This is a genomic window from Fimbriimonas sp. LA-C6, from assembly GCF_055398105.1.
In genome coordinates this window covers 2,579,228-2,592,144 of record NZ_AP038796.1, presented here as the reverse complement: position 1 = coordinate 2,592,144, position 12,917 = coordinate 2,579,228, and the positions used below count along the sequence as shown (strand labels likewise).

Here is a 12,917-nt window from a genome sequence, read left to right as displayed (position 1 = left end):
TAAAGTTCTACATTTTCTGGCGCAATTTATCGAGCGATTCCTGCAAAGACTCGCTCCACTCCACACGCACCTTCCCATCCTTCACAAACAACGGAAGGGCAAGATATCGCGAATCCTGCAAGTTCTTCGGGTTCCATCGATCCAAGAAGAACAAGAACTTCCCAGCCTTCGCATCAATCGGAACAACAAACGCCGATTGAGCACCATACGTATTCGATCTCTGCTTCGCCGTTCCCACGCAAGGGTTGCCAAACGACTGCCAATCTCCCAGAATCGCACTGCTGGAATGCCACATCGCAGGATTGGGAGCCCACCCAGTGCATCCGGAGGTCACCGCATAATACTTGTCTGCCTTAAACAGCGTCGCAGCCTCGCGGGATTGATTCTCGAACACCATCTTGCGCCTACCTGTAAGCGAAAGGTAGTCCGCTGAAAGCTCAGCTATTTGCAGCGTAGAATTCCAGCGAGACGAACTCACCAAATAAGCCTTGCCATCCGAATCCTGAAACACAGTCATGTCCCGACTATCCTCACCCAACGGACGCAGTGAATACAAATACTGAAACGGCCCGGTCGGAGACTTACTCACCGCAAACCCAACAGAAGCCCGCTTATAATCCGCAGAGTCCACGTGCGTAAACATCACGTACTGCTTGGTCTTCTTGCAAAACAGAACCTTCGGCCGCTCCAGCACAGCACCCCGGTTGAGGTCGTGAGTCGGTTCATCCACGGCGCTCAAAACCACGCCCTCGTCTTTCCAGTCCGACAGATTCTGTGACGAATAGGCATGAATCCCAACCAACGGAACCCGCTCAAGCCCACCCTTGTTCGCCTCATTCGGACGGGACTTGTCCTCGCCATACCAGTAGTAGGTCTTCGTGGACGCCTGATACAGCATATGCCCGCCATGCGCCTGGATCATCTTGCCCGAGGTATCTCGCCACACCTCACCATTCACCAATGGAGTCCCTGAAAATACTGCCGAGATACAAACGAGGAGTGGAACCATGATGTTTTCAACGCTACCCTCAATCCGCCGTTCCAACCGAATAGCTGGAAAATCATAAGAATGAACTCGAAAACCAAGAGCTACAAACATCGAACGAATGCGGGACTTTGCCTATTCAGTAGGCCCGTAAGCGCGGCGAGAGACCCCAGTCCGGTAATCTCTTAAATTCGCCATGGACTTCCGTGAGACCCTAAACCTGCCCGATCCTGAATCGACGATCCCTATGAAGGCCAACCTTCCGACCTTGGAACCTTCATTGCAAATTATTTGGGACCAGCAGGAGATTTACCACCGAATCCAAGAAGCGCGAAAAGACGCTCCTAGCTTCATCCTGCACGACGGCCCACCCTACACCAACGGTGCAATCCACCTCGGCCACGCCCTGAACAAGATATTGAAGGACTTCGTCCTCAAGTCTCGAACCATGATGGGCTTCCGAGCACCGTACGTGCCAGGCTTCGACAACCACGGACTGCCGATTGAGCAGACCGTGATGAAGAAATTCCAGGAAAAGAAGGAAACACCCACCGTCATCGAGCTACGAAAGGCATGCCGGGCGCACGCCGCAGAGTACATCAAAATTCAAGTCGAACAGTTTAAGCGACTCGGCGTGTTCGGACTCTGGGAAAAGCCATACGCCACCATGGACTACCGCTTCGAAGCCGAGATCGTCCGTGTGTTCAAGCGGATGGTCGAGGGCAACCACATCTACAAAGGCCTTCGCCCAACCCTCTGGAGCCCAACTTCAAGAACCGCCCTCGCAGATACAGAGATCGAATACCACGAGCACGTATCAAAGGCCATCTACGTTCGATTCGCTCTCATGACAGACCCGAACCGTCTGTTCGAGAACTTCCCGAACCTGTACACCATCATCTGGACCACCACCCCCTGGACCATTCCAGCCAACCTGGCCGTAGCGTTTCACCCTGACTTCGAGTACGCCATCGTCAAATTGGGCGACGTCCGCTACATCATCGCCGACGCGCTAGTCACCAAAGTTGCCGAACAACTCGGATGGGAAGACTACACCGTCGAAGAGCGACTTGAAGGAATCAACTTAGAGAAGGCAGTCTTCCGACACCCCATCTTCGACCGCCCATCCTATGCAGTCATGGCGGAGTACGTCACCACCGAAGACGGTACCGGCGTCGTCCACACAGCCCCTTCACACGGTCGAGACGACTTCTACACGGGTATGAAGTACGGCCTCCCCGTGCCCAACACCGTCGATGAAGGCGGCGTCCTCACCGAGGAAGCAGGCGAGTTCGCAGGCACCTACTTCAAGAAGTGCGACACCGTCGTGGTCGATCGACTCCAAGAAGAAGGCGCACTCCTCAAGGCATACGACTACCACCACAGCTACCCCTACGCCGAACGAGACGGCCAACCCGTCATCTTCCGGGCAACCGAACAATGGTTCGTCGCCATCGACCCGCTCCGGCCTCAAATGCTGGAGCATATCAAGGAAGTCAACTGGGTTCCAGCGACTGGCTTCAACCGAATCGAAGCCATGGTCCGAAACAGACCAGACTGGTGCATCTCACGCCAAAGACCCTGGGGCGTCGGCATCCCCGTATTCTACGGCCTCCCAAGCAGAACCCCCGTGCTCGATCCTGTCGCAATAGAAGCCGTTGCCCAGTTGGTCGAGAAAGAAGGCTCCGATGCCTGGTTCGCCTACGAAGCCAAGGACATCCTGCCCGCGGGCTACACTCACCCAACCACCGGTGAGACAGAGTTCAGCAAGGAGACCGACGTCCTCGACGTCTGGTTCGACTCCGGCTCAACCTCCCTCGCAGTGCTGGAAGGCAACGTCTACCCTGAGTGGAAGGAAAACTGGCCCGCCGACCTCTATTTAGAAGGCTCGGATCAACACCGTGGCTGGTTCAACTCATCCCTCGTTGTGGGCACCGCCTGCCGAGGTGAAGCACCGTACAAGGCGGTCGTAACGCATGGCTTCGTCACCGACGAGAAAGGCCTCAAGCAGTCCAAACGATTGGGCAACGTCGTAGACCCCCTCAAAGCCGCAGACCAGTTCGGCGCAGACATCCTCCGCTACTGGGTTGCCAGTGTGGACTACGCCAACGACGTCCCATGCTCAGATGCGCTCCTCAAGCAGTTTGGCGATAGCTACCGAAACGTGCGCAACGCCATCCGGTTCCTCCTCTCAAACCTAGCCGGATACACAGCCCCAGCCGAAGGCTCTGACTTCCGCGAAGGCGTGCTCCCGCTCGATGAGTGGGTCATGGAACAAACAGACCTCCTGGTTGCCGACTGCCTAGACTCGTACGAAAAATACGACTTCGGCGCAGTCATCAACTCAATCCATAACTTCTGCCGAGAACAGCTCTCCAAGTTCTACATGGACGCCATCAAGGATCGCATGTACTGCGAAGCCACCGAGTCACCAGAGCGACGCAGCGGACAGACAGCCAGCTACTACGTCCTACTCAGACTCACCAAGCTCGTCGCCCCCATCCTCTGCCACACCGCAGAAGAGACCTGGAAGAAAATGCACTCCGTCGTAGCCAACGCCGAAGGCAACCCAGAATCGATCTTCTATGCCGTCCTAGAGCGACCTACCCAGGAACGCCTAGACGAGATCGAAGGCTCGGACCTCCAAACCAAGTTCGCAGAACTCCTCTCCGTTCGAGACACCGTCAACATCGCCTTCGAGCAATTCAAGGGAACCGACGACGTCAAAGACAGCCAGGACGCCATCGCAACCATCACAGAAAGTGGGGAAGTACTCCAAGCGCTCCGCTCGTTCGACATCAACGAACTGACCACTCTACTCAAATTGAGCTGGATCTATCTGGAAGAAGGCGAAACGAGCGTATCGTTTAAGAAGAGCACATTCTTGAAGTGCGAGCGGTCGCGACTCCGCCGCCCAGACGTCACCCTGGTGACCGTCGATGGCGAAGAGAAGCCGCTAAGTGCACGCGATAAGAAGGTGCTGGGGCTCTAAATGCAGAAGTCGTTACTGTCCAATCGCATCCTCTTTGCGGGGACCTTCCTTGGGTTCATCGTAGTAGACCAACTGGTGAAAGCCTGGGTTCGCGGAGCACTCAACATCGGTGGCTCCATCCCCAAGCCGTTCCCAGGGATCTTCGAGATCCAACTGGTTCACAACGAAGGAATCGCGTTTGGACAGTTGCAAGGCAAGGGAGTCTTCATGACTCCCATCGCCCTCGCAATCGCAGGCTACGCAGCCTGGCACATCATCCGACACCCTGCCGAAACCCGCTGGAACCACATCGCATTCGGCCTCCTCGGAAGCGGTGCCATCGGAAACCTCATCGACCGACTCTGGCTCCACTACGTCACGGACATGTTCTCGTTCCGTCTCATCAACTTCCCAGTCTTCAATGTAGCCGATGCCTGCATCACCGTCGGAACCATCATGCTGTTCCTGGGCTGGGGCCGAGATGCCGTTCGCGAAGGCCGTCAAAAGCCCCTCAACGGCGAACCCACCGCGCCTTAAGTCCTAACGCGCCTAGTCACGCATAGCAAGCCCGGTTAAGATGAACTATGCGTGGTGAAAGTAAGTTTGGTATCGCCTTGTTAGTCGTCGGCCTAGTCCCGGCCCTCATTAAGAAATCCAAACCGCTCTCACGCTACGTGGGCGACCACCTCATCAAAACCGGCGAGTACCTCATCAAAGACACCGAAACGGAAGAGGTCGTAGAGGCCCCAGTTCAAAAGGCCGAAGAACCCGTAGCCACACTAACCGAAGAACCCGTAAAGCCAGCCCCCAAACCAAAACCCACCCCCAAACCCAAAGAACCCACCTCCAAAGAACCAGCCTCCAAAAGCACAGCCAAAAAGCCCACCGCAACCAAAACGGTCAAGAAGATCAAGTAGCAAGCAAGTTGGGGTGGATTCCTAACAAATGATCTCTTTCTCTAAGACCGCAATCTTCGATAGCTCCACCAGCGCGCTTTCAAAGAGGCTCATGCCGGTCTCAACCCTACAAAACCCACCCCAAATAACCGATGCTTTTGCCGGAACCGTGCGATTACAGCAAGTAAACATGCGGTAAAAGAACTCCAAGCGACGATCATGCGGTCTACATAGGAGACGCAAACGATCGTGAGCATCCAAATCACGCAGGAGAAACCATAAATGACGGACGACTTGCAGCAGACAGCCACCGCAACAGTTGAAGAAGGCGTAGAGAACCACGAAGCCCTGGAAGCCACCGAGGTTGAAACTCAACCAGAACTCGCAACCCCAAGACTCGTTCTCAAGCGCGGCGGAGTGGAAACAGACATCGAATTCCCCCTCAGCCCCAGCTCAACCATCGGACGATTCGACCCAACCGTAGGCCCGATTGATGTGGATCTAGGCAGTCTCCAGCCAGAAGGCTCCTACGTCAGCCGCAAGCACGCGAAGATCACCGAGGAAGAGGGCGTCTGGAAGATCCGCGATCTCGGTTCTGCAAACGGAACCTTCGTGCTTCACGACGATTTCGATCGCGTGGAAGAAGCAGATCTCCAAGACGGCAACGAAATCGCATTCGGCAACGCCCGCTTCGTCTTCCGCCTAGCTTAGGCAAACACAACGGTTCGGCCTGCGTGAACAATAACGCGGTCCTCAACGTGCCACTTCACGGCGCGAGAAAGGACCGCCCTTTCCACCTGCCTACCCAATCGACGCAGCTCGCTAGCTTCAGCACGGTGATCCACGCGCTGGACATCCTGCTCAATGATCGGCCCCGCATCCAACTCCGCTGTCACATAGTGCGCCGTGGCTCCAATCAACTTCACACCCCGCTCGTGCGCCTGATGATAAGGCTTAGCCCCCACAAACGCCGGCAAGAAACTGTGGTGGATGTTGATCACCTTCTCGGGCCACTGCGCCAAAAACTCGGGCGATAAGATCTGCATGTACTTCGCCAGCACCAGCGCATCCACGCCCCGCACCAGCTCTTCATGCTTCAGCTCGGCCACACGCTTTTCTGCGGCCTCCACCGGCACATAGTGGAACGGAATACCAAAAGGCGCCACAACGGCCTCTAAAACGCGATGATTGCTGATTACCATAGCGATCTCAGCAGGAATATCCCCCGCCCTCACGTGCCACAGAAGCTCAAGAAGGCAATGATCCTCTTTTGAAACGAACAGAGCGAGCTTCTTAAGCGAGGACTCCAGCACAATCCGATACTCGATCTGGAGCCTTTCAGCAATGGGCTGGAACGCTTCCGAAAGTTCGCCAAGCTTCCCAGCCAACCCAGCAAGCTCAAACTCGATCCGCATAAAAAAGCGACTCGGACTCTCCGAAGTGCTGTGCTGGTCCGAGTGAACAATGTTCGCGCCCGCCCGAAACAGAAAATCGGAAACAGCAGCCACCACGCCCGGTTGATCCGGGCATGAAACAATCAGCCTTCCCAAGTCGCTCATGGCTTAAAGGATCTGAACGTCGTGAGAACCGTCCTGCACTTCGCCGATGACCGCCGCAGACTCGCCCGCTTCCGTCAACCGCTGAACAATCGCAGGAGCAACACTTCGATCCGCCAACAAAATCATGCCGATGCCCATGTTGAACGCTCGGTACATCTCCACATCGGGGATCTTTCCAGCCTGCTGGATCAGTTGGAAGATAGGCAGCGGAGTCCAAGATCGCTTCTCAATGACCACCTTCACATCCGAAGGCATCACGCGCGGCAAATTGTCGTAGATGCCACCACCCGTGATATGCGCCACCGCATAGACATTCTCAATCTCTTGCAGAATCGGATACACGCTGTTGAAGTAGCACTTGTGAGGCCGCAGCAGCTCTTCGCCAATCGTAGTGTTCAGACCCGGAACGTTGTCCCGAACCGACATCCCGCCAACCTCAAGCAGAGCGCGCCGAGCAAGCGAGTAGCCGTTGGTGTGCAATCCATTGCTGGAGATACCAATGACCGCATCTCCCGCCTGAACCTTGCCACGAGGCAGCTTTCGCTCCTGGTCCACCATGCCTATGATCGCGCCAACAATGTCGATCTCTTCATCAGCGTAAACGCCAGGCATCTCAGCGGTCTCGCCGCCAATCAAAGCAGCTCCCACCTCGCGGCAGGCCTCAGCCATTCCGCGAACGACTTCCTCGAACATCAAACCCTGAAGCCGTGAGCAACCGTAGTAGTCCAAGAAGAACAAAGGCCGTGCGCCCTGACACAGAATGTCATTCACGCAGTGGTTCACGATGTCTTTACCAAGCCCACCATACTGCCCAACCATCGCGGCAATCTTGGTCTTGGTTCCCACGCCGTCAATCGAACTCACGAGAAGCGGAGACTTCATGTCTCCAAACGAGGGCCTGAAAAGACCACCAAACCCGCCAACTCCCGCGACAACTCCTTCGTTATAAGTGGATTTGATATCGCCCACCACTGCGCGCAAGGCGCGTTGTGCTTCGTCGATGTCGACTCCGGCAGATCGGTAAGTGAGTTGTGCGTCGGACATAATCTCAAGCGTACCGCGTCGATACCACTGGAAGGGTGAGCATTCACTTGGGTATCATGATCTTTCCGTGTGAGGGCTTGTAGCTCAGCGGTAGAGCAGCGGCCTTTTAAGCCGTTGGTCGAGGGTTCGAATCCCTCCGAGCCCACCACTTACACATCTTCTCCCAGTTGATTCGCCAGATTTTCTGTTGTCCCAGTTGGGACTCACGCGAATATTCTTCAGGGACTCCGTTTTTTCAAGCGAAATCGCAACAGACTGCAAGGGTCTTTACGCCCATTTGAGTAGATCCTTTTGGAAACTATACGACAAGGTGGTATAGTTAAGTAATGAGCAGAGCGTTCAAGGCTCGGGAGTTTTCCAAGTCAATAAAGAAACTTGGCATCTCCGATACAGCCTTGAGGAGCGCTGTTCTCGACGCAGAAGCGGGCATGATCGCAGCGCATCTCGGTGGAGAATTGATAAAGATCCGAGTTGCGAGACAGGGTTTTGGAAAGTCAAGCGGCTATCGATTGATTCTTGCATTCCGTAAAGGCGAGCGGTCCTTTTACCTTCATTGCTTTGCCAAGAACGAGAAGGACAACCTTAGCGCTGATGAGCTTACGGTGTACAAAGAAATCGCTGGTTACCTGTTGAACCTGACCGAAACTCAGTTGGAGACATTGAAAGAAAACGGAGCGTTGATTGAACTATGAGAGAGTACAAATCAAGAGCGATGAGGTCGGCTCACGGTATTGCACAGGACCTTTATGCAAGCGGAGTCATTGACAACACGACAATGCGCTCCTTCGATGAGTCTTGCCTGACGGAGATTGCTCCACTTGGCAAGGAAGACATCATTGCAATACGGACTGCCGACCACGCAAGTCAAGCAGTGTTCGCTAGATACCTAGGAGTAAGCGTTAGGACCGTTTCTAGTTGGGAGCAAGGTCTCCGTACTCCAGACGGTCCCGCCAGTAAGCTGCTAACACTTGCAAAAATTCACGGCCTGGACTACATAAAATAGCCAAATTGAGGCAGGTCAACTATCTGAGTTCATTCTCACCTGCCAAATGAACTTAGGCTGGATTTTTCGATTCGATTATTTTCTCAAATCTCAGCATTAAGATAGCTTCCGATCTTGCTGTACAACGAAGCCACCAAGTGCAATGACTACTGGCGTGAAGTTGAGAGTGAATGACTGTATGAGGTTCTGCCCAAAGAAGCCAGTGTTCTCCAACAACTCTACGGTATCGTCGACTGACTGGTCATAGTGAGAAGCATTTTGGTCTCGCAATTTCAGTAGTATCTTTAGGATCGATAGCCTATCTCGCCGCCCATCAAAGTTGTCCTCTAAACATTTCAACTGCATCGCTCCGTATAAATCAGTCAACTTAGCCGAAACAGAGTTTCGCGGTAATGAGATAGGGAAGGTGATCGCGTGCATGGCTACATTGTTGAGAGTCTGGTCCAAAAAAACGCCTCCCTCCGCAGGACTATCGGCATAAACTGCTAGCGGAACATCCAAGTAGGCAGCTAAGCGAAACAACAATGGATTGCGATTACCTACGGGACCGGTCTCGTTGAACAGGACCAACGCGCCAATTGACGAGAGGAGCATTGATTCTAGGTGGGTTTGCCCCTCTCGGTATTGATTGAAGACATCTTCAAGACCTCTTATTGCATTATGCAATTGATGGAACTGTTGTTCCGGTGTTCTCTCAACAGCTTTCCTCTTTACAGACGATATGAATCTTTTCCTCGCTTCCACAGATTCACAACACACTCTTCGTGCATTCGGGTGCAAATAAGATAGCGTCTTGTCCGAAGCGTTATCACGATGGAATTCGAGTTCTTTTCTCCTTTCGTTTAGACTTCGAATTTCAATCTCTGCTTTCTTTTGGGCTTCCGCCTTTGTGTCACCCCATTGAGTCTGGGTTCCAGGCATTATATGGGAACGGCCAGCATCCAAAACCCTCGCGACATATCTACGTCCTTTTGTCGTTGGGAACGGAGCAGCCTTGATTTCGATATAGCATTTGTACATATCTAATGCGCAATTCTATACTTATCCACTGAATCAGTCCTAAACAGCCTCTACAGCGACCATCCATATTAACGAGCAAACAGCGCGTCTTGCGACATCTTTCATTCTTAATTACCTCCACCCCAGGTCCAGCAACCATACTAACAACTGTGCGACTACCCGACTACGGTTCCCCCATCTCCCTAGAAGACGCCAAAAAGATCATGGCTGCCGCAGAGGCTGAGGCTGCTGCAAACGACTGGTCCATGGTGATCGCCATCGTCGACACCACCGCCCACCTGCTCATGCTCCACCGAATGGACCAGTCCCAGCTCGGCAGCGTAGCCATCGCGCAAGCCAAAGCCGAAACAGCCCTCAAGTTCCGTCGCGAAACCAAAGTGATGCAAGACGCCGTCGCTGGCGGAGGCGCGGGCCTTCGACTTCTATCGATCGACAACGTCTGCACCATGGAAGGCGGAGTACCTATCATCGTCGACGGCAAGATCATCGGTGCCATCGGCGTATCCGGACACCAGTCCTTCGAAGACGCCCAAGTCGCGTTCGCTGGCATCAAAGCCATTCATTGATCTGTTGACGAATCCAAGACAGGTATTGGTGGTTCGTACAAGCACCCACCAAGGTCAGTCGCGTTTCTAACGTGACTGACCTGAAATTCAAGAAATTCCATCCATTTAGCTGTGTTTTAGCAAGTAGCCAATGGGCGATAATCGGGCTTCAGCCATGATTACTACCCAAGTTGCTTTGCTAGCTGCGATGGCATTAGGCACTCACACCCAGCCGCCCATCCAAAGCCAAGACCGCGTGAAGTACGACGGCCACTGTCTGATGATTGATGGCAAAGACACCTTCATCTACAGCGGTGGATTCCACTACTTCCGATGCCCCAAACCTCTTTGGAGAGACCGCTTCAAAAAGATCAAAGAGGCAGGCTTCAACACGGTCGAGACCTACATCGCGTGGAACTGGCACGAAAAGACCGAGCCAAAAAGTCTCACCGACTACAGCAAAATGGACCTCACCGATTTCAAAGATTGGCTCAAGATGGCACACGAGGAGTTCGGCTTCTACACCATCATCCGACCCGGTCCATACATCTGCGCGGAGTGGAGCACCGGCGGCTTCCCCAAATGGTTGCTCAACAAACGACCAGCAGGCATCAAAGGAAACTGGCTCCGCACCGACGACAAAACCTACCTGGCCTGGACCAAGCACTACATGGATGCGGTCTGCCCCATCATCGCCAAAGAACAGATCACGCACAAGCCAAAAGGAAAGCCCGGCACGATCATGTTCCAATTGGAGAACGAGTACGACTACCTCGGCCTCCCCTACTCGGTCATGGTCGGCCAGCTCAAAGCCCTTAAGACCTACGCGCGAGCTGGCGGCATCGATGTCCCCCTATTCACCTGCTGGACAGCACCCGTCCGCAAGCGAGTCAGCCCAGAACTAAGCGACGTCTTCGACGGCTCAAACCTCTACGTCCAACACGACGTCAAATCCGTCACCGACTCGCTAGCCTCCCTTCGCAAGAACCAGACGAACGCACCAGTCATGGTCCCAGAGCTCCAAGGCGGTTGGTTCGGCCTCATCGGCGGACAACTCAGCGAAGATCAGCCAGGCCTCGATGAGAAGCAGATCCAAGCGATCACCCTAGAAAGCATCCTCCAGGGCGGCACCATCCTCAACTACTACATGCTGTTCGGTGGCTCACACCTAGACGACTACGCAGCAAGAACCCTCCTGTCCACCTACGACTACAACGCACCCATCCGAGAATGGGGCGGAGTAGGCGCTCGATACGATTCCGTTCGAAGCATCGGAGCCTTCCTAAAGGAATACGGCGTATCCCTCGCAAGATCTGAAAAAGTCGAAGTCAAATCAGAGCAGGACCTCCGGGGCCTCCGAGTCGGTGGTCGAGTAGGCAACGGTGGCACCATCTACTTCTTCGTCTTCAATCCAAGCGAAACCGACGCACGATCAGAGAGCATCACGCTCTCCGCATCTGGAAAGACAGTCACCGCACAGGTCGATCTCAAGCCCTTCGAATACAAAGTGCTCGTCGTTCCGGCCACCAGCCAAGTCGGCGAATGGTATCCGAAAACTCCGGCCCCGATCGCAAGACCAACAACCGAACCAACCGTCGCCCCCATCACCAAAGCATGGGTCCGCGATGAGCCAGCGAAAGGCGGCAAGTGGTTCCCACGAAACGTCGACCAAAACCTTGTGGACCTGGGCGTAATGGAGTCCCCATTCACCCTCTACCGAACCCACCCAGAGCTAACCGCGCAAGAAGTGGAAAAGATCGGCCAACTCAACTTGGTCCTCAATCACACCGACTCCGCAGTTGCAAGAATCAACGGAACGGTCGTCACACCCAGCGTCGACGGCGCCACCAAGCTGAGCTTCCCCCTCAAGGGACTCCTCAAAGCAGGCAAAAACGAGATCGTGGTGCTCCATGAGGACCGAGGAACCGAAAACTTCGGACCCAATATCGACCGCCTCAACTTCCTACGATCCGGCTCCTTCGGCATCGGAAGCTCGGTCGAGCGCAACCTCGTCGACTGGAAAATCAAAGAAGTCCCAAGCGCAGAAGAAGGCTCCAAACTTGTGGGCGAGGATGTAGACCGCGCCGATTGGCTCACCGCCAAGATCTCCGCAACCGAACGAGAAGGCAACGCCAAACTCCTCGACGACCGCAAAGCAACCGCCGTGTTCACCACCGAGCTGGAGCTCACACAAGATGACGTCGACTCACACCTCGCCAATCTGATCTTCGAATCGATTGACGACAAAGGCGTCATCTACGTCAACGGACAGAAGCTGGCTACCTGGAACGACTGGAGAACACCCTGCATCGTCGACGCCACCAAAGCGCTGAAAGTAGGCAAGAACATCGTATCGGTGATCGTCACAAACACCGATGGCGGCGGCGGCCTCAACAAGCCCGTCCGCATCGAGAAACTCGCATCCGCCACAGATTCTCTGAAGTGGGAAGTCTGCACCTCCCTCGACGGAGTCCGACAAGGCTGGTGGCAAGACAAAGGCGGCCTAAACGCCTGGAAAGAGACCATGCTCACCGCAACGTCTCCTCTCCCAAGAAAAGGCTCCGATTCTCCTAAAGGAACGGCAGAAACCTTGGCCAAGTGGTACCGAACAGAGTTCGAACTCCCCACGCCAACCCAAGGCACCTGGTACCCCTGGAGAGCACTCATCCAAGCCTCAGGCAACGGATTCGTCTACCTAAACGGCCACCCAGTTGGCCGCTACTGGCAAGCCGGCCCCCAGAGAGAGTTCTTCCTCCCGGAGAACTTCCTCAAGTTCGGCCCAGGCAAAAAGAACGTCCTAACCTTCTGCCTCCGCCCCACCGACCGAGGAGCCGTCCTAGCCGGAGTAGAAATCTCCACCTACCCAGGCCAAGGCGAAATCCGAAAGTAAAAAA

The 12,917-nt window shown here is 54.4% G+C and carries 12 protein-coding genes and 1 tRNA gene; 9 read left to right on the top strand and 4 right to left on the bottom strand.

Annotation, left to right across the window (positions count from 1 at the left end):
* Positions 1–7: 7 nt before the first annotated feature.
* Positions 8–1,009, bottom strand: coding sequence for a glycoside hydrolase family 43 protein (locus tag ACZ51B_RS12040; RefSeq protein ID WP_464293574.1), 1,002 nt, complete (start codon positions 1,007–1,009; stop codon positions 8–10).
* A gap of 172 nt (positions 1,010–1,181) precedes the next feature.
* Between ACZ51B_RS12040 and ileS the strand changes: the two genes are divergently transcribed.
* The 4 genes from ileS (at position 1,182) to ACZ51B_RS12020 (ending at position 5,563) form a co-directional block, all read left to right on the top strand.
* Positions 1,182–3,977 carry an isoleucine--tRNA ligase gene (gene ileS / locus ACZ51B_RS12035; protein ID WP_464293573.1) on the top strand — a complete coding sequence of 932 codons (2,796 nt, stop codon included), beginning with the start codon at positions 1,182–1,184 and terminating at the stop codon, positions 3,975–3,977.
* On the top strand, positions 3,978–4,493 hold the full coding sequence (gene lspA / locus ACZ51B_RS12030) for a signal peptidase II (RefSeq protein ID WP_464293572.1): 516 nt from the start codon (positions 3,978–3,980) through the stop codon (positions 4,491–4,493).
* Positions 4,494–4,540: 47 nt separating this feature from the next.
* Positions 4,541–4,873 (top strand): hypothetical protein, encoded by a 333-nt coding sequence (locus ACZ51B_RS12025; protein WP_464293571.1) that lies wholly within the window; start codon positions 4,541–4,543, stop codon positions 4,871–4,873.
* 261 nt (positions 4,874–5,134) lie between these two features.
* On the top strand, positions 5,135–5,563 hold the full coding sequence (locus tag ACZ51B_RS12020) for an FHA domain-containing protein (RefSeq protein ID WP_464293570.1): 429 nt from the start codon (positions 5,135–5,137) through the stop codon (positions 5,561–5,563).
* On the opposite strand, the gene purU is transcribed toward ACZ51B_RS12020, so the two are convergent.
* Both purU and purM read right to left on the bottom strand, forming a co-directional pair.
* Positions 5,560–6,411: a formyltetrahydrofolate deformylase gene (gene purU / locus ACZ51B_RS12015; RefSeq protein ID WP_464293569.1), complete on the bottom strand. Its 852-nt coding sequence runs from the start codon at positions 6,409–6,411 to the stop codon at positions 5,560–5,562. The genes ACZ51B_RS12020 and purU overlap by 4 nt on opposite strands.
* Positions 6,412–6,414: 3 nt before the next feature.
* On the bottom strand, positions 6,415–7,455 hold the full coding sequence (purM, locus tag ACZ51B_RS12010; protein ID WP_464293568.1) for a phosphoribosylformylglycinamidine cyclo-ligase: 1,041 nt from the start codon (positions 7,453–7,455) through the stop codon (positions 6,415–6,417).
* Between the two features lie 73 nt (positions 7,456–7,528).
* Between purM and ACZ51B_RS12005 the strand changes: the two genes are divergently transcribed.
* The 3 genes from ACZ51B_RS12005 to ACZ51B_RS11995 all read left to right on the top strand — a co-directional run bounded on the left by ACZ51B_RS12005 (position 7,529) and on the right by ACZ51B_RS11995 (position 8,458).
* Positions 7,529–7,603: transfer RNA gene (locus ACZ51B_RS12005), tRNA-Lys, on the top strand.
* Positions 7,604–7,781: 178 nt separating this feature from the next.
* Positions 7,782–8,147 (top strand): type II toxin-antitoxin system RelE/ParE family toxin, encoded by a 366-nt coding sequence (locus tag ACZ51B_RS12000; protein WP_464293567.1) that lies wholly within the window; start codon positions 7,782–7,784, stop codon positions 8,145–8,147.
* On the top strand, positions 8,144–8,458 hold the full coding sequence (locus ACZ51B_RS11995; RefSeq protein WP_464293566.1) for a helix-turn-helix domain-containing protein: 315 nt from the start codon (positions 8,144–8,146) through the stop codon (positions 8,456–8,458). Before ACZ51B_RS12000 ends, ACZ51B_RS11995 begins: the two co-directional genes overlap by 4 nt.
* A 96-nt stretch (positions 8,459–8,554) precedes the next feature.
* On the opposite strand, the gene ACZ51B_RS11990 is transcribed toward ACZ51B_RS11995, so the two are convergent.
* A complete protein-coding gene (locus ACZ51B_RS11990; protein WP_464293565.1) occupies positions 8,555–8,983 on the bottom strand; it encodes a hypothetical protein in 429 nt (142 codons plus the stop codon).
* A 644-nt stretch (positions 8,984–9,627) separates the two neighbouring features.
* Between ACZ51B_RS11990 and ACZ51B_RS11985 the strand changes: the two genes are divergently transcribed.
* Together ACZ51B_RS11985 and ACZ51B_RS11980 are read left to right on the top strand one after the other, a co-directional pair.
* Entirely contained in the window at positions 9,628–10,044 is a 417-nt protein-coding gene (locus ACZ51B_RS11985; protein WP_464293564.1) for a GlcG/HbpS family heme-binding protein, read from the top strand.
* A 154-nt stretch (positions 10,045–10,198) separates the two neighbouring features.
* On the top strand, positions 10,199–12,913 hold the full coding sequence (locus ACZ51B_RS11980; RefSeq protein ID WP_464293563.1) for a beta-galactosidase: 2,715 nt from the start codon (positions 10,199–10,201) through the stop codon (positions 12,911–12,913).
* Positions 12,914–12,917: the final 4 nt, after the last annotated feature.